Annotated in this window: 23 protein-coding genes; 11 read left to right on the top strand and 12 right to left on the bottom strand. The window is 37.9% G+C overall.

Going from position 1 to position 22,756, the window contains the following annotated elements; translation table 11 throughout:
- Window positions 1-333: 333 nt before the first annotated feature.
- Entirely contained in the window at window positions 334-786 is a 453-nt protein-coding gene (locus MT489_RS07215) for a MarR family winged helix-turn-helix transcriptional regulator (protein ID WP_244680857.1), read from the bottom strand.
- Window positions 787-902: 116 nt separating this feature from the next.
- Here MT489_RS07215 and MT489_RS07220 point away from each other — a divergent pair, with 116 nt between their 5' ends.
- A complete protein-coding gene (locus MT489_RS07220; RefSeq protein ID WP_244680858.1) occupies window positions 903-2,168 on the top strand; it encodes an FAD-dependent oxidoreductase in 1,266 nt (421 codons plus the stop codon).
- A 151-nt stretch (window positions 2,169-2,319) separates the two neighbouring features.
- Here MT489_RS07220 and MT489_RS07225 read toward each other — a convergent pair whose 3' ends face one another.
- From MT489_RS07225 to MT489_RS07235, 3 genes are read right to left on the bottom strand one after another with little or no spacing between them, the layout of a single operon-like run.
- On the bottom strand, window positions 2,320-2,991 hold the full coding sequence (locus MT489_RS07225; protein WP_244680859.1) for a GNAT family N-acetyltransferase: 672 nt from the start codon (window positions 2,989-2,991) through the stop codon (window positions 2,320-2,322).
- Between the two features lie 19 nt (window positions 2,992-3,010).
- Window positions 3,011-3,676 carry a GNAT family N-acetyltransferase gene (locus tag MT489_RS07230; protein ID WP_244680860.1) on the bottom strand — a complete coding sequence of 222 codons (666 nt, stop codon included), beginning with the start codon at window positions 3,674-3,676 and terminating at the stop codon, window positions 3,011-3,013.
- Window positions 3,677-3,686: 10 nt separating this feature from the next.
- Window positions 3,687-4,553 carry a carbon-nitrogen hydrolase family protein gene (locus MT489_RS07235; RefSeq protein ID WP_244680861.1) on the bottom strand — a complete coding sequence of 289 codons (867 nt, stop codon included), beginning with the start codon at window positions 4,551-4,553 and terminating at the stop codon, window positions 3,687-3,689.
- Window positions 4,554-4,808: 255 nt separating this feature from the next.
- On the opposite strand from MT489_RS07235, the gene MT489_RS07240 reads away from it, so the two are divergent.
- Window positions 4,809-5,441, top strand: a complete 633-nt coding sequence (locus MT489_RS07240) for a LysE family translocator (RefSeq protein WP_244680862.1) — start codon at window positions 4,809-4,811, stop codon at window positions 5,439-5,441.
- A 352-nt stretch (window positions 5,442-5,793) separates the two neighbouring features.
- On the opposite strand, the gene MT489_RS07245 is transcribed toward MT489_RS07240, so the two are convergent.
- Together MT489_RS07245 and MT489_RS07250 are read right to left on the bottom strand one after the other, a co-directional pair.
- Entirely contained in the window at window positions 5,794-6,147 is a 354-nt protein-coding gene (locus MT489_RS07245) for a VOC family protein (RefSeq protein WP_244680863.1), read from the bottom strand.
- Between the two features lie 174 nt (window positions 6,148-6,321).
- Entirely contained in the window at window positions 6,322-8,700 is a 2,379-nt protein-coding gene (locus MT489_RS07250; RefSeq protein ID WP_244680864.1) for a polyprenyl synthetase family protein, read from the bottom strand.
- A gap of 656 nt (window positions 8,701-9,356) precedes the next feature.
- Between MT489_RS07250 and MT489_RS07255 the strand changes: the two genes are divergently transcribed.
- From MT489_RS07255 to MT489_RS07285, 7 genes are all read left to right on the top strand, one after another.
- On the top strand, window positions 9,357-9,806 hold the full coding sequence (locus MT489_RS07255; protein WP_244680865.1) for a hypothetical protein: 450 nt from the start codon (window positions 9,357-9,359) through the stop codon (window positions 9,804-9,806).
- Entirely contained in the window at window positions 9,794-10,084 is a 291-nt protein-coding gene (locus MT489_RS07260) for a YxcD family protein (RefSeq protein WP_244680866.1), read from the top strand. The genes MT489_RS07255 and MT489_RS07260 overlap by 13 nt, the downstream gene beginning before the upstream one ends.
- Window positions 10,085-10,405: 321 nt before the next feature.
- A complete protein-coding gene (locus MT489_RS07265) occupies window positions 10,406-11,350 on the top strand; it encodes an aldo/keto reductase family protein (protein ID WP_244680867.1) in 945 nt (314 codons plus the stop codon).
- Window positions 11,351-11,715: 365 nt separating this feature from the next.
- Complete coding sequence (gene dacB / locus MT489_RS07270; RefSeq protein ID WP_244680868.1) at window positions 11,716-13,314, top strand: D-alanyl-D-alanine carboxypeptidase/D-alanyl-D-alanine endopeptidase; 1,599 nt, start codon at window positions 11,716-11,718, stop codon at window positions 13,312-13,314.
- A gap of 213 nt (window positions 13,315-13,527) precedes the next feature.
- Window positions 13,528-14,130 (top strand): hypothetical protein, encoded by a 603-nt coding sequence (locus MT489_RS07275; protein WP_244680869.1) that lies wholly within the window; start codon window positions 13,528-13,530, stop codon window positions 14,128-14,130.
- Window positions 14,131-14,367: 237 nt separating this feature from the next.
- Complete coding sequence (locus MT489_RS07280) at window positions 14,368-14,634, top strand: adhesin (RefSeq protein ID WP_244680870.1); 267 nt, start codon at window positions 14,368-14,370, stop codon at window positions 14,632-14,634.
- A gap of 13 nt (window positions 14,635-14,647) precedes the next feature.
- Complete coding sequence (locus MT489_RS07285; protein ID WP_244680871.1) at window positions 14,648-14,989, top strand: rhodanese-like domain-containing protein; 342 nt, start codon at window positions 14,648-14,650, stop codon at window positions 14,987-14,989.
- Between the two features lie 247 nt (window positions 14,990-15,236).
- Here the strand turns inward: MT489_RS07285 and MT489_RS07290 are convergent, their stop codons facing one another.
- A complete protein-coding gene (locus MT489_RS07290) occupies window positions 15,237-15,428 on the bottom strand; it encodes a YwbE family protein (RefSeq protein WP_244680872.1) in 192 nt (63 codons plus the stop codon).
- 222 nt (window positions 15,429-15,650) lie between these two features.
- Here MT489_RS07290 and MT489_RS07295 point away from each other — a divergent pair, with 222 nt between their 5' ends.
- Complete coding sequence (locus tag MT489_RS07295; protein WP_244680873.1) at window positions 15,651-16,022, top strand: DUF6731 family protein; 372 nt, start codon at window positions 15,651-15,653, stop codon at window positions 16,020-16,022.
- Complete coding sequence (locus MT489_RS07300; RefSeq protein ID WP_244680874.1) at window positions 16,012-16,452, top strand: hypothetical protein; 441 nt, start codon at window positions 16,012-16,014, stop codon at window positions 16,450-16,452. The genes MT489_RS07295 and MT489_RS07300 overlap by 11 nt, the downstream gene beginning before the upstream one ends.
- Window positions 16,453-16,813: 361 nt before the next feature.
- Here the strand turns inward: MT489_RS07300 and MT489_RS07305 are convergent, their stop codons facing one another.
- From MT489_RS07305 to MT489_RS07325, 5 genes are read right to left on the bottom strand one after another with little or no spacing between them, the layout of a single operon-like run.
- Window positions 16,814-17,728 carry a PD-(D/E)XK motif protein gene (locus tag MT489_RS07305; protein ID WP_244680875.1) on the bottom strand — a complete coding sequence of 305 codons (915 nt, stop codon included), beginning with the start codon at window positions 17,726-17,728 and terminating at the stop codon, window positions 16,814-16,816.
- Entirely contained in the window at window positions 17,725-19,086 is a 1,362-nt protein-coding gene (locus tag MT489_RS07310; RefSeq protein WP_244680876.1) for a DNA cytosine methyltransferase, read from the bottom strand. The genes MT489_RS07305 and MT489_RS07310 overlap by 4 nt, the downstream gene beginning before the upstream one ends.
- Window positions 19,043-19,762: a DUF6339 family protein gene (locus MT489_RS07315; RefSeq protein WP_244680877.1), complete on the bottom strand. Its 720-nt coding sequence runs from the start codon at window positions 19,760-19,762 to the stop codon at window positions 19,043-19,045. Before MT489_RS07315 ends, MT489_RS07310 begins: the two co-directional genes overlap by 44 nt.
- Window positions 19,763-19,768: 6 nt before the next feature.
- Window positions 19,769-20,716 (bottom strand): hypothetical protein, encoded by a 948-nt coding sequence (locus MT489_RS07320; protein WP_244680878.1) that lies wholly within the window; start codon window positions 20,714-20,716, stop codon window positions 19,769-19,771.
- 3 nt (window positions 20,717-20,719) lie between these two features.
- Complete coding sequence (locus MT489_RS07325; RefSeq protein ID WP_244680879.1) at window positions 20,720-22,756, bottom strand: hypothetical protein; 2,037 nt, start codon at window positions 22,754-22,756, stop codon at window positions 20,720-20,722.

Below are 22,756 nucleotides of genomic sequence, written 5' to 3' on the forward strand. Positions count from 1 at the left end.
CTGATTAGGGGTTCTGAATTTTTCTAGAAGTCTAAAGCAATTGCTAGCCAGTTAAGCTTTCAAATGGTTAAACTATGGGTCTGTTACCAATACAATTTACTGACGTGTTGAATCTCATTATCCCCTCCCTTCTACTTTTTCCTTGAACTTCTTTACACACCTACCTTCACCCTGATGATTCACCAATGTAAAAATAAAAAGCCGCTGTACATTGTAAACAGTGGCTCATCAATCATTATAAAGGCAGTAATTGAATTGTTTCTTTATTTTTAATATCTTCTTCCATTGCACCAATTCTTGAGGCTGAAATAATGACGATAGTCACCGTATCATTTAAGCATTTTTGTCCGTAAAATCTTTTAACAAACAATTACTTTGTTTAATAAAATTGAGAATGGTTTGAAGCTCTTTTTCATCATAACTCGATAACAATTGATTCAATTCCTTACCAAATGTTTGGAAGAGGGGTAAAATATCTTTTTCTGCCTTTTCTTGATTTAAGTGAATGATAACACGTCTTTTGTCTTGCGGATCTTTCACTCTAATAATGTATCCCACTTTCTCTAACCTATCTAATACTCCAGTGATAGCTCCTGTTGTTAATCCGGTTAACTCGGAAAGACGACCAGCAGTAATAGGTTGGTTCTTCAATATTACATCTAAACATTTGTGATCCGTAGGATTTAATCCTAACTTCGTACCAATCGATTGGTGAAACATAATCGTAGCTGTACTGTTATTTCGTAATTCTTCTGTAAGATTATTTATGATTTGATTTATTGACATTTATATATCCTCCATTTATTATTATCTTATCTCGCGAGATAAAATAATTTAGATGCATTATCATTTTATCAAAAATTAGTTGAAAATCAAAGAACAAAAAAGGGAGATGTTCAAAGATGTCAACGATTTCAGTAGCAATCTGTGGTGCTGGATTAAGCGGCTTGTGCCTGGCTCATTCATTACTTCGTGCTGGATTTGATGTGCAAGTTTATGAACGTGACTTGGCGCCACATGTTCGTCGCCAGGGGTATCGGATCACTATTGATGAATACGGCATCGCAGCACTTCAGCGATCTCTGCCTCCTCAATTATTTAAGCTGTTTCTTTCCACTACTTCACCTATTGATGAGACTAGTTACTTTCGGGTAACTAATCAGGAGCTTGGCGAGATATTCAGACTTACTTTTAAAGGAGATCCTAGTGGTACCGATTTAAAGACACCAAGGCAAATAGATCGCCAAACACTACGCACCATTATGCTGGAAGGGCTTCAAGATAGGGTTCATTTTGGTAAAGAGGCAGTTCGTGTTGAAACGACATCTGATGGAGCAACGCTTTATTTCATAGATGGAAGTAATGTCCATTCTTCGCTCGTAGTGGGTGCTGATGGCGTAAACTCAGTCCTTCGTAAGCAGTTTTTACCTGATTGTGAACCGGATGATATAAACAGTTGGGGTATCTATGGTCGCACGCTCCTTGTTCAAAACGAAGACTCACTAGTTCCTAGTTCACTGAAAACTAGTGGAGTATATGCAATGGGTCCATCGAATCTGGGATTTTTCTTTACTACAATGCGCTTCAGTGAGGCGCCGCAAATAGCTTTTTCCCGTTTCGGAGTGAATCAAATACCTCCAATTACTTATGATTATGTGATGTGGGGGCTTGTCTTGCCGAAGGAGGAATTTCCAGAGCCTCAAGGAAAACTTAGTTCCGAGATGTTGCTAAATTTTGCCCGGGAGATTACGAAAGACTTTCATCCAGTGCTACAACGTCTTGTGAAGCAAGCTGACGTTGATTACACTATGGCAGTAAAATTTAGAGCGGCAAGAAAGCCAAGTACATGGTCAGTCTCCCGAACAACATTTATGGGAGATGCTGTACACGTCATGCCTCCTACTGGATCACATGGAGGTAACACAGCTTTACGCGATGCAGCTCTTCTTGCTGAAAAGCTTGAAGCAACAGTGAATCAAAGCGAATCACTTGAGAAAGCAATTGGCTCCTACCAAGAGGAGATGAGCAAGTATGCATTCCGTGAAGTTGAAGCAGCGAAGGCGATGATGAAGCGATTCACATTTAAAAATTCCCTAATGCGTTGGGCAATGTTGCGTGCAATACCACGTATTCGTTCAATTACTAACAAACCACTAACGACTGAATGATATATTAAAACAACAACTAGTTATATTACTAAAAAAAAACACAAACAAGTAAGAGAATACGTTCCAATATTGAAATGCATTCTCTTATATGGAGGAAGTGCTGTCTTAGCACAAAAAAGCCGCTGTACATTGTAAACAGCGACTTCCATCTTTATAAAGGCAACAAAGAAATCGTTTCTCTATTTTTAATATCTTCCACCATTTGCACCCATTCGTGAGGCTTGTTAGATAAGACGGAGTAATAGGTTGTTAAAAAGTCGGCAACGAGCCCTGCTGAAATTTCGGATACATTCTCATCCGTTGGCATGAAGCAAAAATCCAGTCCCCTTACAGCTTCCCCGTTATTTTCCCAAGATGGATGAACATAAGATAAATCTAAACGTTTGTAACCAAGATGGGATAAAACTTCACGGCGTACAAATGGATTCATTGGTTTCACACCGCCAAAGTCATGGTCTTCAAGCTGATATGGATCATAAATTTCTGCAAACATACCGAATAGCTCTTTTCCATTTTCTTTAGCCAATGCTTGAAGATCCTTTTCACGATTTCGTGCTAAAAATCGACCAAGGCTTAAGCCAGGACGTCCAATAATTGTGAAGTCGGTCATGGCGATATTCCAATCAGGATAGTAGCGATATTCTGTAGTCCCGACAACTTCATCGTCGAGAACAGCAACAAACACTCTAATTCCAGGGTCTTCTAAAGGCTCTTTCCATAATGAAAATTCTAGGACTTCTTCAGGAGGAAAAACCTCTTTCATTAAATTGTGCATTTTTACAAACAAAGGGTCTTCAATACTCGTAATTCTTCTATATTCCATGAACTCTATTCTCCTCTCTCTACTTAAACGGATTCTTCCATTCCATTAAAACAGCATGATGAAGGGATTCTTCATCCTCTAAGTAATCTCCGATAATGGACACGGGTGTCCTGCCGCATTTCAAAAGGAAGGAAATAACAGGGTCCTTCATTTCTCCTTTTATGACGGCATCTATATATTGATTTGGTGTTAAATGATCTGCCACTTTGTGATATCCCGGCATTCTTCCACCGCCAAGCAAACGGTCAAGACGAAGCTGAATCACAACTTGATACATCGACTGCATCATGCATTTTCCAAGTCCGAGTTTCCGAAACTTTGGCCTTACACTAATATCCACAATATATAGCGTATTTCCTTGTCTATTATGATTGCGAATATAGCCATTATCCGTTATGTCTTCCCATGTATGCGATGGATAAGCAGGGTCAAAAAGTACGCAAACTCCTGTTATGGATCCTGCTAATTCACCACCCACTTCCACACATAAAGCACCTTCAGGAAACAATGTAACATGATTCGTCAATTGCTCTTTATTCCACCATAATTCAGATGGAAAAGGCGGCGGAAAACATTCTGCCTGAATTTGAATAAGCTCATCAAAATCTTCTTTTGTGTAATTCCGAATCACAATAGGGACTATTTTTTCTTGATCAAAAGCATAGAATTCGCTCCGATAAGCCATTGTCATCCCTCTACTCGCTCTTTTCCCAATCTGGGTATAAGTCGACACGACGATCACGCCAAGTTGTCACTGAACCTCTTTCGCGAACTTCATATAATAACGATAAATCGAGATCTGCAGTCACAATCATATCGTCATTAATTTCACCTTGTACCATAATCCCTTGCGGAGGAAATGGAACATCATTTGGAGTAATGACAGCTGCCTGTCCAAAATTCCCTCTCATGAAATCGACAGTTGGCAGAGAACCTACTGTACCCGTCAAGACAACATACACTTGATTCTCAATGGCACGTGCATGGCTCGTGTAGCGAACACGATGGAATCCATGACGATCATCTGTACAAGATGGGCAAAAAATAACGTCCGCCCCCTTCGCTTTCGCCATTCTGACGATTTCCGGAAATTCAATATCATAGCACGTCAACACAGCAATTCTACCTTTGTCTGTATCAAACACTTCAAGCCCATCGCCAGCTGACATATTCCATTCTTCAACCTCTGTAGGTGTTATGTGCAATTTAGCCTGCTCGGCAATTCGGCCATCCGGATAAAATAAATGGGCCACATTGTATAAACGATCATTCTTCTTAATCACATGCGTCCCAGCAATAATATGCATATTCGTTTCTTTAGCAAATTTCGTAAATAAACTTTTATATTGTTCTGTGAAGCTAGGAAGCTCATCAATTGATAAACTCTCCCCTTCTCCATTTCCAATCGACAATAGCTGCGTCGTAAAAAATTCGGGAAACAAAATAAACTCCGATCCAAATTCTTGCGCCGTTTTAATATAATGCTCACATTGCTTCGCAAACTCCTCAAACGATTGAATCGTATGCAAATGATACTGAACAGCTGAAACTCGTAACTTCAAATTGTCATCCCCCTTATCAATAATAATTGAGATGAGTATTCACTCAATCCTTTTGATTATTGAGCATTTTATAATAAATGACAATACTCTTTTGAAAAATTCACAAATTTCAATTTGAATAATAGGATTTCGCTAGAAGATGAAAGTTGTTATCATAAATACCTGATTTATTGCTACTAGATGATACATATTTTCCCTCTAAAAGTATGCTAAGATATATTAGTTATTTATATTTATAGAAACAAGGGGATTTTTATGGACTTATTCTTCACATATGTTTTAGCAGGATTAGCTATTGCAATGCCAGTGGGTGCCATCACGGTTGAAATGTCGAAACAAGGGCTGAAAAACGGTTTTATGCACGGTTGGGCTGTGGGCCTAGGTGGAATGACAATTGATTTAATTTTAATCATTGCTCTGTATTTAGGGTTGGCTTCGATTCTCCAAATTCCGTTTATTCAGGTACCTATGTGGTTGGTTGGGGCAGTATTTTTAATTTTAATAGGTTATGATTCCATTAAAAATGCTGATAAAGATATTACCCTATCAGGGGAGAAGCCCAATAAGTCATTTACTTCCTCTTATCGAAACGGGTTTCTTGTTGCACTTTCCCCCGGTAATATTGTTTTTTGGTTGAGCGTTTTTGGCACAGTATTAACCAACTCATATGATACTGCAGAACCAACACAGTTTTTAATTATTGCAGTGGGAGTATTAACGGGTATTTTACTTCATGATATTGGTCTGTTAACTTTTTTGGCTTATTCTAGAAAAATAATGAGTCGTACGATGATAAAGGCATTTTCTATTATTGCTGGGCTGGCGTTAATAGGTTTTGCAGGTTATTTTATTTATGAGTTTACTATTGGAATAAAGGAATTGATTTAATACATAAGGGGTATTCTGTATCTATCAATAAGTTGAAACTATCTTCCACAATCGTATAGAACTGGACTTAGTGAAAAGAGCTGTACGGTTGAATGATGAAAGCACTCGATTAATAATCTCTTCAATAAAGGGCGCAAATCCGTAATAAGGATTTGCGCCCGTTTCTGGCATAAAAAGATCTGCTAAAATTAGTAGGTTTACGTAAATAACATAAATCCACTTCTATTTTCCTAGATTCACCCAACCTGCTAGATAGTAATCAGCACAGCTAAAATCGAGGGAATATTTCTTGATTATCCCGCCTCTGGTTAGTTAATAAAACCTTTCATATCAATGTTCCCAGATTGCATATTTATTTCAAAGGTCCCCCAATACAGAAACGATACCCATCAATATCGTAGACAAGAACTTCTCGCATACCATATGACTGATTCACCGGTTCCGCCTCAAAAATGGCTCCTCTTGCCATAAAGTCTTCATACACTGTATCGACATCATCTACCCAAATGTATGCGTCCATAAATCCATTTACGGTATGGTTTGGACGAATAACTTCTTTATTATCTGCCTTTTTAATTAAAAAACTTACTCCATCCCGTTCAACAAACTGGCCATCAATCTTAAAGCCAAGTTGGTCTCTATAATAGTCTTGAGACTTTTTCACATCTGAAACAAGTAAACATTGAGACGCTTTGTTCAATCCCATAAAGCACACCCCCATTTTGAATAACTGTCACTAAATGTTATTCTCTTTCTACTATTTAACTCCTTCCTCATTTGCCAAATATTCTAGCTGATTAGTAAATAAATAGAGCCTCTTGTATGATAAACAAGGGGCTCAAATTTTTATCAGTTGTACGGTCAGTGGAATGACATTAGTCTAGTTGTCTCGGTTAACAATATAATTCAATAAATGTTTCAAATAGTTCGTATGATGTTGTACCTCTTTTAGTACTTCCATTGCAAGACAGTAATGTTCCCACATCGCTTTTCGAGCACCTTCAGCGCCAAGGATGGATACAAAAGTTGAATTGTTGTTTTCGACATCTTTTCCAGTTGGCTTTCCGAGTAATGCCTCATCCCCTTCTGCATCAAGCAAGTCATCCTTAATCTGAAAAGCAATGCCGGCATGATAGGCAAACTTTTTTAAAGCAGTCATTTCTAATTCCTGTTTACCTGCTAGAATTGCAGGCATGACGAGGGATGCTTCGAAGGCTATCCCTGTTTTATAAAAGCTAATCGTATTTAACTGTTCAAGTGTCAGTTGTTTTCCCTTGGAATCCAAGTCCATCGCTTGGCCTTTACACATATCCGCTGTCATTCTAGCAGAATATTGAATCAAGTGAAGAACCGTATTTGCATCAAACTGTACAAGGGATGCTTGTTCCTCAACTGCCTTTTGGGTCAGATACAGACCGGTTAATTCTGCTATCGCCGTATTATACACCTGATGTAGAGTTGGACGCCCCCTTCGAATTGGTGCATTATCCTGAGATGGAAGATCATCAAAGATCAATGAGGCAGTATGCATATATTCCAATGATTTTAGAAGTGGTATGATTGCTTCCTTATCTAATCCATATTCGTTGACGCCCATAAGCCAAGTCATGATTGCTCGGATTCGCTTTCCATCGCCCTCAAGACTGTAATTTGCAGCATCCGTGATTGGCTCTTTCATAAAAGATTGAAGATTGACTTTGGGGATATGTAAGATGTTATTGATCTGATTGCGTACCATTTCAATCGTATCTAAAAAGTCTTCTCGTTCCTTCCGTTCATTGTTAAAATTGGTAATCATATGGTCGCGAAGCAATTTATCAAAGAAATCTACGTTATTCGCTTTTCGAACCATATTTTGTATGAGTTTATTAAATTTCAGATTTCCCGGTGCAAATAACCCCATTACTTCGTTGTATCTCTTGTCTCCCATTCTTTCTTTAAAGCGTTTCAAACCATTTATCGCGCGATCCAGAATTACCTCAGAAACTTTGGTATCTGAGTGATATACGTTATGAATCAAATTGAAGATGACCGTCCAGTATAATTCAAAAGGGTTTATAAGATCCTTACGCTTATCATGATATTTTATATAATACGTATATGGCGTAACCGCGCCAGCCTCTAGGTCATCAAACATATCCGCAAAATCGTCAGCTAGCTGGTTGTATATGCCATAAAAGAAAGTATTGCTGTCAATATCCTCATCTTCTGACGCACTGATAACTGAACGGACAATCAATCGCGAAGAAGCTGATTTTAAAATAATCGGTATATAAAGATCCTCATTCGTATAATTGGCATTGGAAAGATCCTTAATGCGGTCCACTTCCTGTGAATGAAAAAACACATAGGATTGCTCGAAAAAACTATCTGTGGTCTTTGTTCGGAGATGTGCCTTAATATAATTGTAGGCGTTACTCAGTTCCGAATGAATATATCGGATCAAATCTTTGTTGTTTCCAGTCCATCCTTCTAATTCTGGAACAGTTCCGGTAATAAGGGTTGTGCGTATCAACTCGGAATATTGTTTTTTCTCACTATCTGATAAGACTTCTGAATCCAAAATGTCATCAATAAAGGGATATGTCAGGCCATAGGAATAGCCTAGCCTGATAGCTTCATCTAGCTTCTGTGTACGTTCTTCAGCTGATATCTCATCCCCCATCTCTTCAACCTGATGGATAACAACTCCAGCTATGATTTTAATAAGTTTGCGCTTGGCTTCGTCAGCATCCATCCCCTTTGGAATATAAGATGAAACAGTCTTAAGTTTGCCGATCAGCCAGATCATGGTTGATTCAACATCTTCCTCCTGGGCCATCCGGTACAACCATGCCATGCTGTACATCTCAGTTTTCCCACCGTCTGTAGTGGCCGAATGAGTTAGCTGTTTTTTCAAATTGATAACTACACGCTTAATCCTATCCTCTGTATCAGGAGAATTCAGGGATTTTCCCAAATCTCGCATGAAAATATATGAGATGCTTCGATCTAGATAATCATCTAATTTGCCTGTGTAATCTAGCCACTGAATATAATCGTGATATTCCTGATCATCGGGTTTTCCTTTTTTCCGATAAAAAAGAGATAATAACGAATGATGCTGAATATGATTCTGTTTCCAACTTTGTATATCTTTTGTTATCTCAGTAAAAGTCTTATTCTTGAGCTGCACAGAAAGCGATTTGAAATAATCAGCAGCCTTCTTCTCAGCCATTCGATAAGTTGTATCAGCTTTTTTAATTAACTCTTCATCCATACAACATTACCTCAACTTCACGTTCTCTTTTTTAGTTACTATATGTGCAAACAATCATTAATCATTCAAGTATTATCAATAGAAACAAAACAAAATTCATTAATCTTAAAGCGCATATTGTGAATGTTTATTTATAATTTTTTGAAGTTACAAAGTATTTTTATAAGCCAAAAAGGCTAAACATCAGGCTATAATTCTTATTTTAAATTAAAAAAGACTACACATACACCTGTTACTAAAAATAACAATCAAATGTAAGACTTTATTTTTATATGATAAGGGGTATGCTTTTGCAAATTTAGTTTTATCTTCATTAAATAGAATCAATCCAATGGAACTTAATCTAATTAGTTTCTCTCTATAATTTTCTCTTTCATAAAATCTATAATAAGACTGCCGTATGCAGCTTTCCGTATTAAATTAGGTTTCTTTCTAACATTTGCTACTACGTCTCATAAAACCCAACCATTCGACAAAAACCGAGTGGTGCAGACGCTTGTCGAAGCTGCAGCGTATATAGCTAAATTGTCATCTTAGAAATTGTAAGAAATTAGTCGCATAAAAAGTGAAACTTAAAATGCTTTACATCGTATAATTATGGATGGCAAAGTGAAGATACTCACTCATCTATGATACACACACGGAGGGAATTGTAATTGAAAAAACTACTAGCAGCTTTACTATCGACAGTGCTTCTATTATCACCTGTTGGAAGCTTCGTTTTCCAAGATCATTCAACAACTGTCGAGGCAAGAGGTTACAAGTCAGGTAAGAAAAGTTTTAATATGAATAATAGTAAGGTCAACAACAATTCGAATGTCCAGAAGAAAAAGCAAGAATCGGATACAACAAATAATAAATCTACGACAACTACCAATAACAAAGGCGGTTTGATGTCAGGTGGTCTTATGAAAGGCCTTATGATTGGTGGACTAGCTGGACTTTTATTTGGTGGTCTATTTGCAAACATGGGGGCATTAGGTTCAATTCTCGGATTTATCATCAATATTGCGGCCATTATGATTTTAATCTCAGTCATTCGTAAAATTTTCGTCTTTTTCAATGAAAAAAAGAAAAAAGAGGATATTAATCCATGGAGAGGTTAATCATTTCTGAGCAAGATATTATCAACTCCATATGCGTTTATGTTTCTCGTAAAAAGCAAGTCAAGCCTGAAGAGGTTGAAGTGGAACTGATGTATGACGACGATTACGGCTTTTCTGCGGAAGCTTTTGTAGACGGCCGAAAGCAAGTGCTCATCACAGCAAACTTAATCGAAGCTCTCCGGTTATGGCTTGATGAATTTATGAACGAAGACCCATTCGCCGGAATCGAGCTCAAGTTAGACGATGAAGAAGGAATTATAGCTTTAATAAATAACTAAATAAAAGCTTCCCAATATACGACTACATCCGAGGAGTGAGAGGCACGCCCTGAATGTTGACGTAATTAATGTCATTTTAGGCAGGTTTTGGGTTCGTTATTGTTCCATAATAAGAGGCTGTCCAAGTGTGAACTTTTGGACAGTCTCTTTTTTCTGCTTTTATCATACCAGCACGCCTTATTGAATAACGAATCATACACAAAACACTCCTCTCTTAGATAGATTTAAATTCGTAGATTGTAAGAGTGATTAGTTGACAGAAATTATGTTTTGTTTAATGATAGATACAAAATATTCAGAAATATGAAGGGAGTTAACGAAATGAAATATCGCAGATTAGGACGTTCAGGATTAAAAGTAAGCGAAATCAGTTTAGGCAGTTGGCTCACCTATGGTAAATCGGTTGAGGATAATACGGCCGAAAAGACAATCCATAAAGCGTATGAACTAGGAATAAACTTTTTTGATTCCGCCAACGTGTATGAGCGTGGTGAAGCTGAAAAGGTTATGGGTAAGGCTCTGAAGGAGTATCCGCGTGAATCTTACGTAATCACGACGAAAGCGTTTGGAGCAATGGGAGATGGACCTAATGACCGCGGTCTTTCCCGTAAACACATCTTCGAGCAAGTACATAACAGCCTCAAACGGTTAAATTTAGATTATGTCGATGTCTTTTATTGCCACAGATACGATCAAGAAACTCCTGTTGATGAAACATTGCGCGTCATTGACGACCTCATTCGCCAAGGAAAAATCCTTTATGCAGGAGTCAGTGAGTGGAGTGCAGCCCAAATTGAAGAAGCAGTTGGAATCGCGGATAAATATTTACTCGATCGCATCGTTGTGAATCAGCCACTATATAATATGTTAAGTCGCAATATCGAAAAGGAAGTCATTCCTGTTTCTGAAAAATACGGTATTTCCCAAGTTGTCTACTCACCGCTCGGTCAAGGAATGTTGACTGGAAAGTATAAGAGTGGAAATGTTCCAGAAGATAGCCGTGCTGCTAATGATGAAATCAATTCTTCTGTCACAAATTATTTTAGCAAAACCAATTTTACTAAAGTTGAAAAATTAGCAGCAATCGCAAAAGAAATCGACACAACCCTGCCTGCCTTAGCCCTCGCATGGGTATTGAGACAGCCGAACGTTGCAAGCGCACTTGTAGGAGCAAGCCGTCCAGAACAAATTGAAGCAAATGTTGAAGGCGCGAAGTTAGAACTTACAGCGGATGTTATTGAAAAAATAGATCAAATTTTAGCTTGAGTAGTTGAAGCTCCTGACTCTAGATAGAGACGGGAGCTTTTCTAATACCATTATTTGATGCGGATTAAATTCAGAAAATTTAGATGAAGATAAGTAATTTCTTGCAGACTTTGGTATTATACTTATAAAAGGCTATTTTCTTAAAGTTTGTGATTTGTAAAAGCCCAAGAGCCGGTTTTTACGCCGAATAAGGAAGTTTAGCGGTTCTTATTAAGCTGATAGCACTTTTCCCATTTTAATATCAATTCCATGGACAAAATCCATTTCTCATTTTTAGATTTACATCAAATAGCAACAAACTTTTGGAAAAGAGAGCCTTATAAAAAGATATCTCATAAAAAAATACATATAAACAGGGGTTCAATATGGAAGGATATTTTTCTAAAATCGCTATGAAAATTAGCATCTTAATTGCTGTTCTACTTTTAATGCCCGGAACTCAATCCATGGCAAAATCAAACACCCCGGTAGTCGCAAATAAGTTACCTGCATTACGGTTAATCACATTGAGTGAGAAAAGATTGGCGATTACTGCGGTTGTTTTGCCTGAAGAAGTGAAAGAGTCCATACCGCTATCAAAGAAAATCGAAAAGATTTTACAAGATCCTCGTCTTGAAGGGGCAGTCACGGGAGTTAGTATTAGAAAAGCAAGTGATGGAGAACTGATTTATTCCAATTTAGGTGATATACGTTTACGGCCGGCTTCTAATTTGAAAATGATAACAGCGGCGGTTGCATTGGAAACACTTGGGCCTGGGTATCAATTCAAAACAGAAGTATTAACCGATGGAAAAGTAAAGAATCGGGTGCTGGATGGAAATGTATATTTAAAAGGAAAAGGGGATCCGACCTTAAGAAAGTCAGACTTCGATCAGTTTGCCCGTGAGCTAAAAAGTAAAGGTATCGATCAAATCAATGGTGATTTAATTGGAGATGATCGGTGGTATGACGATGTGCGCCATTCATATGGGTTGAATGTGTCGAACGAAAATAATTATTACGGTGCGCAAATATCAGCACTTACCTTATCGCCGAACGATGATTTTGATGCAGGAACAATCCTTATCGAAATAGCGCCTGGGGATAAGAATGGTGCAAGTCCAAATGTGATTTTGAAACCAGAAACCGATTATATGGAAATCATTAATAAAGCGAAGACCGGAAATACGGGAGAAACGAATACGCTGACTGTTGATCGGATACATGGTACAAACCAAATCATCATTGAAGGAACGATTCCTCTTGAAGGAAAAAGCGCTGGGGAAATCCTTTCCGTATGGGAGCCGACTGGCTATGCACTGGATGTTTTTAAAAAGTCGTTAGAAGAACAAGGGATTAAATTAAGTGATTCCGTCAATATGAAGGTGGACGAAACACCTGAAGGCGCGCAAATATTAACTTCCAAAAAATCAATGACATTGGAAGAGTTATTATTACCTTTTTTGAAATTAAGCAATAATATCCACGGTGAAACACTTGTAAAAGAAATGGGGAAAGTGATTTACGGAGAAGGCAGTTGGGATGTTGGCCTGAAAGTAGTCGGTGAAACCATTGCAAAATTCGGTGTAAACCGGAATAATGTGAAAATTGAAGATGGATCAGGCTTATCTCATAGTAATTTGATTCCGCCTAATGAACTGACGAGGATGTTATATGAAATCCAAGAAAAAGATTGGTTTCCAATTTTCGAAAAATCTCAGCCAGCGGTCGGAGAATATGGTCGCTTCGGAAGCGGAACTCTAGGCTATCGAATGGCTGAGAGCGCAGCCAACGGAAAAGTGCACGCAAAAACGGGATCGTTAAACGGGGTAAGTACTCTGTCTGGATACGTCACAACAGAAGATGATGAAAAACTTGTTTTTTCAATCATGATGAATAATTTTATCAGAGGGTCGATGTCTGAAATCCAAAATCAAATTGTGGTGATATTGGCGGAGCATCGGTTTGATGGTAGTGGAGAATGAGGATATGCATATAAATGGGATTCACCTAATAGGGCGACTAGCAACAACAGATCTGTTGTCGCTAGTCTGTTTCTAGATGTTAATTTTGGTTAGAACGCCCTAGAGTTTTTCTTTTGGTCAGTTAACTATAATAAGGCATACTATCTGCATTTTTATTTCTGGTGATATACCTATTTTTAGGTGAATTACGTATAGATTGAAGGTGGGATTAATATGAGGTTGTTACAGCGAATTTCTGAAGACGAGGTCATAGCTGAGTTTTTGAAAGCAGAAATCAACTCAAGAAGATTCGGAGATAAAATTAAAAATGCTCTTGGAGGCGCTGAACCTGAGATCATTACTAACCCAGATATAACAGATGCTGCTCAAAATCAATTTAGGAAATTGTTACTTGGAAAAGTAAGAGGCTACGGTAATAACACTGAACTTTTTGAAGACTTCCCTCCCGAAGTCATTTGGCATAAAGCAATATTTTCCCGTAAGGACCTTTGTTCTGTTATGTATATTAATTATAGTTATTGGAATGAACTCTCAGGTAACTCCAGACTTCCAATGAATGCAGCCAAGAATATCCAAAATGGCGTTGAAGTCTTTGGCGTGAGTAATGATGGTTTCAAAGATATACATTTAGACATTAAGCAGGGGTATACCTTCCCAAAAATGATTTTTATATCTGCCAATGAAAAAGCAAGGATTGTTGTGTTGGAAGGTCATGCAAGGATTACTGCTTACTTCCTTGAAACAGAATATATTCCAGAGGAAATTGAAGTCATAATAGGATACTCGGAGGATTTCGTGAATTTGGATTTATATTGAAATTGGGCAACTTCAATATATTTCTTCCTTCCATGGCATGATTATAACCAATACAATCCATCTTTGATAAAATAAAATACAAACACCTATCTATAACAAATTTGTCCGCGACTGGATTCCGGAAATCCTTGAGGCTAATGGAAAGTCATTAACTACACGCAAACTGATTGAGATACATGCTTGGAACCCATAAAACGGATAAATGTTGTATTGTAGATGTTTTGGGAGGAGAAAATAATGTACATAACTGATGATGCAAAGCAATTATTGGAAAAATCGGGGGTAGTAGGAATTCGTTTATATACCGCTCCAAGTGCCAGTGCTGGACCCCAAATTGCTTTAGCAATAGATGAACCACATGAATTTGACCGCATTCAAACGATAAAAGGGATTCAAGTGGCGTTTGATCCTAGCGTAACAGGCACCGATATCTTAACATTGGATATAGAGAAAAATGAAAACGGGACAGGTTTAGTTTTAACTATTCCTGGAAGTTATTCTTAAGGAGGATGGTAACATGAATATTAAGCTGACTACACCCGAGGAATTATTTCAAAAAATGAGTGCGCACGAAAAGGTAATCCTTTTAGACGTAAGAGCTGAGGAAAAGTATCATGACTTTCATATAGATGGCCCCAATGTCGATAGTTACAATATACATAAAGAAGAAATCTTCAATCTTGAGAAGGCTGAAGATCTGGATAATGAATCCTTACCAAAAGACAAAGAAATCATCGTGACATGCACAACTGGAAATTCCGCCACAAAATGTGCGAACGTTTTATCTGAGCGCAACTACAATGTTACTGTCTTGGAAGGTGGCATTACGGCATGGAAGGAATATCTAAAAACGAAATGAGAAAAATGGTGGTACAAGCAATTGCAAATGTTGGAGTAATCACTTCGTCAAAGGCATAAATTTTACCCTTAAGTAAAAATCCCATATATAAAAAATGTCCTATAGAGTAGACCTTTAGAGAAAGTCTACCTATAGGGTAATGTCTTTTAAAATCAATAAAACTATTGCAAACTTAAGATAATGTAGGACTTCATATTTTGAGGATCATATTCCGTTCTATTTAAATCAGAAATATAGGGTTTAGCCCCTAGTATACTCTCTTAACTCTCCCTACCTGACCATCCTGTAGACGAACTTTGATGCCATGAGGGTGTGAAGCTGATTTTGTTAAAATATCTTTAACAATACCTTGAGTTAACTTGCCAGTTGATTGATCTATTTTCAATACAATATCCACTGTTTGTCCTACTTGGATATTCGATCTATTACTGCTCTTCATATTGACAATCTCCTTATTTCAAAATGGCCATTCCACGTTTTTACACCTACATAATAATGATTAAAGTTATGTATTAACATCATAACCCAAAATGGATTGCGAAGATAAGAATGTAACACCTCCGTCATTTCCTTTACTAACGATTGCCACCCAATTTACCACTGATCGCCATTTCATTTACCAATAATAAAAAAACGCTCTCCCTCGCAAGATGAAGAAATAGTGGGTTATGCTAAATCATCTAACATTTACAGAAGACCTAATGGTACTGAGTCGATAGAAATAACGTTTAATTCTAATTCTAGACGAGCAGTAGAAATTGATTCAGATTTTGCCGTTGAATTATTAGAAGAATATATTGATGACCCCGATGTTCAAAGATTAAGGATCAGATCAAGAGAACACGAGGAATCTGCTGTAGAACCAATTGATTTGATTAACCACAAATTAGAAGCTTCGACCACCTTTAATTTGGAAACTGATAGACAGTTAAACTCCATTAGAGTTTTTGAGGATATGGTAAATTTATACAACGTTGATGCACATGGAGGTTTTAGGTATAGAATATTAAGGATGAGAGGAAATGAGGCTTAGTTATCTTTTCATAATTATAACGCTTTTGATATCTATTACGATAGGTATATTAGTATTTTTATATTGTCCACTTTTTGAGTTACAGGGTTTTGATAAAGCTTTAGAAGGTGTTTTATTGCTAACTAGTATAAGTTTGGGTTTTTATGGTGCGTGCTTAAGTGTATTAGCTTCAATTTTTAATACCAAAATTGTGAAAGAAGTCATGGAAGACAGTCACTATAGAAAAGAGTTTATTGTTATTTCCTCTTTAGCATTAGTAATTGGTTTTTTAACAGTTATAACTACAATAATTTATCAAGTTATGTTGGCAAATGATTATGTATTGTTGGTTATCATGAAAATTATCAATGCGCTATGGAGTTCTTTACTGATCTTATTTTTTAGCTTTAGTACACTTTTTGTTTTGATTTCCTTTTTAATATTTTTTTAAATTCTGATGTTCAGAAAAAGAATGATATTGAACCAGGAAGAATAAAAAACCTGAATTTTTAATAATTATAATGTACTGTAATAGTCCATTGCCTCACGGAATTTGAATCAATTTAGTGAGATATGGACATTTCCAGTTGATATATAAGCCATCTGTAATGATGCTTGACTTTATGTCATATCTCACGTTTGAGGATACACTTACTGTCGATTGAAGTGAATTGTATTATAGTCAACCGAAAAAATAAAGGCTGTAGAGAGACTTTCTCGACAGCCTAATAATGATATTATGGTTTCCTTTAAGTGTCTAATCTTCTAGGCTATTATTTGTTGTTGGAGAGTTCTCTTCAAACAGACTTTCTTTAAATCAATGAAATGTGTAAATCATTATAGTCCAGACCATCGAGGTCTATTGTATAATTAATTTTGACTACGTTTTGCGGGATTCCATAGTCAGCGAACCTCTCTTTGATAATTGTCGGAAATCGTTCATTTACATCATAAAGACGCATTTCAAGTAACTTATACTTTCGGCTTCTCCCTGTAGAATACTTTTCATAGCCCCCACAAATCAACGATTCCTCTATCTTATTTCGGTCTACACCCGCCGTTACTAGCATTTCGGCAAGGTCGTCTATAGACTTTCCATGGGCCGACTCTTCAAATCTCAAGAAAAAGATTTTTATATCTTTTCCACCCTGCAACTGGAACTGGCTACTAATTTGAATCATTGAATCATATCGCATAGTTGTCGACTTTACTTCATAATCCGTATCGCGGCTCTCAAAGTCTACTGATCCGTTAATCTGACCAATCCAGTTTACAAGTTTTCCATTTGTAAATAAATAATAGTATGCAACCATTTCGCCTAAAACGTTATACGGTGAAGTATCAATATTTCTGTTACCCAAAAGCTCTTTCATCTGTTCCCACCACTTTAGGGGGGCTTTTTCTATTTTCTCTCTTTCCTTTCCTTTTTCGCCTGGATCAACAAATGCACCACAGATATTAGCAAACTCGTTCCTTAAATGTTCCATATCGCTTGAAAGATATAAAAAATTGGCTTGCCTGCCATCGATTTCATATTCTTCAGTAACATACCGTACATTCGAAAAACGCTCATTGATTTTAACGTCTGATGATACCTCGATAACAACTCCATAACTAGTGCCCATCCTAAGTACATAAGCAGGATAAGCGTCGACCTCCTTAAGAGGAAGAGCCTTTCCATTTCTTAAAGATGCAAATCCACGTCTAATTTCCTGTACAAGTCTCATCTAACAACCTCCTGTGCAATACTCAAATTTTCCCTCATTGCCTTTGCAATTGCTTTAGACATCAATGGAGGAACAGCATTTCCTATTTGCTTAAATGCATCACTCATCGTGCAATTAAATACAAAGTCGTCAGGGAAAGATTGGAGACGCGCTGCTTCTCTCACGGTTATACCGCGTGGTTCCCAAGGATGAATATGGCTATATGTATCTGTTCCTAGGTGAGCAACGACTGTATGTGAAGGTTTCCAGGGATCTAATTTACGCCATTTGCTAATAAATTTATCTGCTGAATAAGGAGGAACAAATTCTTTTTTGATCTTTTTGTATTCCTCGGGATGGTCTTTCTGGTTTACTCTCCGCTCTTTTAACGCTTTTTTGAAGTGGACATTAGCAATTTCAAGTGCATTTAGATAATTGTCACCCGGCGTCATATCATTAAATATCCTAAAATCCCGTAATGTCTTCCTAAAAGCATGTCCACTTACCTTGTCAGACATAGAACGCATTTGTTTTTGAAATTTATTTTGCGGTTCAAGTTTATATGGAAGCCTAACATTTAGTTTTATGGGAACGTACGGTTGGTCAGGATCAGAGAATACCGACGGCAAATCTGAGAATGCATCCCCTACTGTGACCCATTTAGGAGCATCATCAGCAGGCTTGTTCGGCTCTCTGAAAAATCTAGAACTCATAAAACTTGGTAACCTTGCTTCATTTTGTGTTCGATAATCACTGTGCCTGTTGTGTGTAGGAACTGGCATTTGCACAAGTCCCCCTCTGTCTTTTTTAACAGCCATCACGATTACCCTTTCCCTAATCTGAGGAACTCCATAATCCGCAGAATTAAGTATAGTCCAGACTGAATCATAGCCGTTTTTCTCGAGAATTTCGCATACTTTATGGGGGATATTCTCACCATTATAATTTACTGAATCAGGGACATTTTCCATCACAACTGCCTGTGCATCAAGTTCGAGGGCAAAACGTAGAAAATCTTGGTATAGTTGCCCCCTCGAATCAAGATGAAAAGAGCGATTCTCCCCGAGAGAATTTAGCTTAGCACGTCCAGCTATTGAATAAGCTTGGCAAGGTGGACCTCCAATCACTACGGGTCTAGTTTTTCTGTCAAACTTCAGGATATCAACTGGGCTTTTCGTAATATCTTCACAGAAGTGCTCATGATCAATCCCGTTTCTCCAAAAGAGATTGTAGGAAGCCGTAGTTGCGGCTGCCTGATCAATTTCAATCCCGCCATCAATTATAAACCCAGCATTTTGAAAACCAAGCGCCAATCCCCCGCACCCGGAAAATAAATCAAGTACTCTGTATTGCTCTGTATGTTTCATTGAAGTATTCAAAAAGCTCCTTTACATATTCTGTTTCCCCGCCATTTGTCAAGGCAGGCTCGATAACTTTAGTCCGAGCAGTGTTTAGGCGCATGACCTTACGAAACATCTCCGTTGTATGATTATCCGGGTCCTCTTCAGCTAAACGGCCAAAATGCTTCATCAGTGCTCTAGAAAGGGAGACTCGATATCCTCCAGTGCCCGGGCGTTCTACTAATTGGACAACGGTATCAGTCGTATTGTACTTTAGTGTTTCATAGGTATCATCAACGTTTCCTTGCCAAGATAAATGTATGTACCACCAAAGAACCTTTACCCAAATCCTCCTAGATTCCTGATAGAATCGTGGTGCTTTCAGCCCGTCCCAACGGCGTTCCACAACATCCGGAATTAATTTCATTGAAATATAACGCCAAAAGTCGTCATCTGAAGCTTCTCGTTCTGTTATTCCATTCTCAATAGTTAAATACTTATAAAGTTTAAGGGAAAAAAGCAGATCATATTTATAATAGTTGCCTTTTTGTTCTCCCTGTGTCGTTAGTTGCACTCTTACTCTTTCTTCAATCTCTAAAAGATGTTCCCTTTGCAACTGACTATATTCTGATAACTTCCCTTGAGAAATCTTTCCAGCTTCCTGCCAAGTTGCGAAAAGTTCTTCCGCTTCTTTCCTAGTTATTCTGCCAATCATCACTTATCACCCCACAAACCTGCTATATAAGTCTTCTCTTATTGTCCTTGCTAGCTTTTCTGGGCTTGATGTGTCCCAGCCGAACGTGTTTAGAAAATAATAGATTGCCTCTCCGATCGATCCCTTTTCAACATTTTGACCAATTTTGATATCAGCCCAATCTTGGCTTTGACTGAGTTCGTTAATTATGATCTGGAAGGAGGCAGCTAGTATTTCTATTAACAAAGGGGATTGAGCGATTCCCTTCTTGAGGTGGTTAATATCCTTTGCATATCTATGCTTAAGGTTTAAGTAAATACGAACATTTTCCTGATCAAATAAGTCGGTCATTGGATCAGTCCAATTACATTCTACCCACCAAAGGGGTTTAGTAGGATCCTCTATCTCAACAATCGGAAACTCGGAACCCTCACCATCAATGTAAAGGGTTTTACTGTCCAATACGCCAAGTATTGTGCCAACTTTAGTGGCATAGCCTGGTTCCGACCATTTGCCGGAATTCTCCAGATATAGAACCGTTTCGATCACTACAGAACCCCGTAATTGTCCAGGTTTATATGTGATTTCAATATCAAATTCTTTAGGTCCAACCTCATAAGCCTCTAAAGTAGAGATAGGTTCAATGCCTCTCATACTTGAAGTGCGAGAATACCAATTTACGGCAACGCCAAGGCGCGAGTCTTTGGTTGCTACTCCTGATGATCCAAATAAGAAACTAGGCATTTCGAGACTGCATCGTTGCTGAATTGTTAAATCATGGATACTGGGATCCCATATTCCTTCTTTATCATTCATTAAGTAAACATTGGGCTTTTCTTCTCCCTCTCCATCAAGGGTAAAAATCCGCTCTTCCTCTTCGAAAGAATGAGAAAATATGACAGGTTCCACTTCATAACCAATTTTATTGAATAACTTTTCGTCTAAGGAACGATATAACGGTATTGTATTCTGCATATTTTACTCCTCCGTAAAATGTGGAGTGATAGCTAACTCCAATCCTTCTTCCCTATTTTTAATACGGATTTCACCCGTTACGTTCATGATATCGTCATTTGTCTCTCTTTTAATTTCAAAGCCTACTAACGTATTGAACTCAGGAGTCCGGATCATTCCGGTGATGAAACTGCCTACTTCGGGCATTTCATCTTCTACCACGACCGGCTCCTTCTCTCCGTTTACGAAAATATTTCTAATTGCCGAAATCTCAAAGGGGAATTTTTTTTGGATAACGTCTTGTTCCCAATTTTTCCCCTTAATTAAACCCGTTTCTGAGCTAACGTTCAGTTCAATTCTACATTCTTTTACTGGCCTTCTCATAAACAATTCAAAGCCAAGGGTTACAAATCCATCTTCATAAATGACGTCGGGTAATAAAACAAAGCCAGTCTTTTTCCTACCTCCTCCAACGCCACTCCCGCCAGAACCTCCTCTACCACCTGTTGCCTTCTTTCCGAAATTGGTAGGCGGCATTAACTGTCTGCCTAATAGGGTTCCAAGCCTCGATTTTTTGTTTACCATTTCTTTATTTACATTTTCGTTTGTACCCTCTGCAATTTTCTTGGATACCCCTTTGCTGATCCGGTTGACAATATTAGATGGCCTTTCCCCGAGATTAATGTCGTACCATGCTGTATGATCTGCCTTTTCTCCCTTTCTAAGGTATCCTTCAAGATCTGCCACTTCGTACGGATCCTTCAGTTTTAACTCTGAATTAGGCACATAAATAGCTAGCAGAAACTCGGTTCCTCCCGTATTCTCAACATTGATCAACCAAGAACCACTAATTTCGTAATTTACAATCATACCAGGCTTTCTTGTATAACATATTATTGGATAATTTCCGGCCTCAGCGCGATCATGTATATTAAGAAAGATATAAGGATTCGGATTATTATACGGAGGTTGCATTTGCAGGTCTTCCATATTTAGCTTTACAAAAGCAACATTCCCAGCATCCGTCGATATGAAATCTTTTCTAATCGGAATTCCTTCAACACTTATTTTTTTGCTATAGCTACTTGGACGCGCTTTTTTTCCTGCTGCTTTATTATAAAGATCTTGAATAACCTTAAAGACGGTTTCCATATTTTCATAAACTATTTGTTTCCCTGCAATACTAGCTCTTAGATAATTACCATATTTATAGAACTTGTTGTCTATCCTGGGAGCATACCAACGTTGGAAAGCAATATTTAGGTATTCTTCAATAGATTCATTCCACCAATTTTTCCTGTCACCTTCCATAACTGTCTTTTGAAGTAATTCTTGTTTGTCTATAAAAGGAATAATGATCTTGGTGCCTGTCTGGTTACCTGAAAACACCTCAGTACCAAATACATTAAGAACCCTCTTTATTTCTTCTTCATTAGTCAATGGTTGGGTGGTTCCGTCGCCCGCATCAGCTCCCCACCAGGCAATACCACGTTTTGGAAGTTCTCCAACCGCTGGGATTATCGAATTCTCTCTTTCCTCATTCTCTACCATAGTTGCTGCTAAGCGGTGTTCATAGCCACCATCCTTTTCGATTCGGGTATAGTAGAAAACTAGTCCGATCCCAAGTCGGAAATAAATTGTCTTTCCAAGCCCCCATGAACCTCCAGCGCCTTCTTGCCTCTGAGGTTTACTAATTTCATAGACTAGTTTCTGAAAGTTGCCAAAATCGTTGTCCTTCACTTCTTTTACTGTAAGAGGGCCAGTCAGTCCGGTAGTATTGGAGTCTTCCACATAGAGACAGTAATAACTGGATTCTGTGAATCGTAGTCTCAGTGTTTCCCCTATTCCTTCCATCTCACTCGCAAGATCTTCAGCTTTAAAATGTTTTACCCCTATATCTATATTTACATGACCAACTCCTGGTCTACCAGCATCAAGGCTGTTTTGTACAGCCTCCCGGATTAGCAGATCCAAGAGTGGCATATTTTCATTTTGAATGAGTCTTAAAAGTGAACTACCGCTCTCTGACATTCTTTCATGCTTAGCAATTTCAATCTTCAC

This window comes from Lederbergia wuyishanensis, from assembly GCF_022900255.1.
GTDB lineage: Bacteria > Bacillota > Bacilli > Bacillales > Bacillaceae_C > Lederbergia > Lederbergia wuyishanensis.

Bases quoted from the DNA above. Each gene is read 5' to 3' on its own strand.
- MT489_RS07320 (WP_244680878.1), bottom strand. From the start codon at position 20,716: ATGCAGAATACAATACCGTTATATCGTTCCTTAGACGAAAAGTTATTC.
- MT489_RS07305 (WP_244680875.1), bottom strand. From the start codon at position 17,728: ATGAGACTTGTACAGGAAATTAGACGTGGATTTGCATCTTTAAGAAAT.
- MT489_RS07280 (WP_244680870.1), top strand. From the start codon at position 14,368: ATGTACATAACTGATGATGCAAAGCAATTATTGGAAAAATCGGGGGTA.
- MT489_RS07265 (WP_244680867.1), top strand. From the start codon at position 10,406: ATGAAATATCGCAGATTAGGACGTTCAGGATTAAAAGTAAGCGAAATC.
- MT489_RS07240 (WP_244680862.1), top strand. From the start codon at position 4,809: ATGGACTTATTCTTCACATATGTTTTAGCAGGATTAGCTATTGCAATG.
- dacB (WP_244680868.1), top strand. From the start codon at position 11,716: ATGGAAGGATATTTTTCTAAAATCGCTATGAAAATTAGCATCTTAATT.
- MT489_RS07225 (WP_244680859.1), bottom strand. From the start codon at position 2,991: ATGGAATATAGAAGAATTACGAGTATTGAAGACCCTTTGTTTGTAAAA.
- MT489_RS07220 (WP_244680858.1), top strand. From the start codon at position 903: ATGTCAACGATTTCAGTAGCAATCTGTGGTGCTGGATTAAGCGGCTTG.
- MT489_RS07300 (WP_244680874.1), top strand. From the start codon at position 16,012: ATGAGGCTTAGTTATCTTTTCATAATTATAACGCTTTTGATATCTATT.
- MT489_RS07275 (WP_244680869.1), top strand. From the start codon at position 13,528: ATGAGGTTGTTACAGCGAATTTCTGAAGACGAGGTCATAGCTGAGTTT.
- MT489_RS07260 (WP_244680866.1), top strand. From the start codon at position 9,794: ATGGAGAGGTTAATCATTTCTGAGCAAGATATTATCAACTCCATATGC.
- MT489_RS07285 (WP_244680871.1), top strand. From the start codon at position 14,648: ATGAATATTAAGCTGACTACACCCGAGGAATTATTTCAAAAAATGAGT.
- MT489_RS07290 (WP_244680872.1), bottom strand. From the start codon at position 15,428: ATGAAGAGCAGTAATAGATCGAATATCCAAGTAGGACAAACAGTGGAT.
- MT489_RS07250 (WP_244680864.1), bottom strand. From the start codon at position 8,700: ATGGATGAAGAGTTAATTAAAAAAGCTGATACAACTTATCGAATGGCT.
- MT489_RS07230 (WP_244680860.1), bottom strand. From the start codon at position 3,676: ATGGCTTATCGGAGCGAATTCTATGCTTTTGATCAAGAAAAAATAGTC.
- MT489_RS07315 (WP_244680877.1), bottom strand. From the start codon at position 19,762: ATGATTGGCAGAATAACTAGGAAAGAAGCGGAAGAACTTTTCGCAACT.
- MT489_RS07215 (WP_244680857.1), bottom strand. From the start codon at position 786: ATGTCAATAAATCAAATCATAAATAATCTTACAGAAGAATTACGAAAT.
- MT489_RS07245 (WP_244680863.1), bottom strand. From the start codon at position 6,147: ATGGGATTGAACAAAGCGTCTCAATGTTTACTTGTTTCAGATGTGAAA.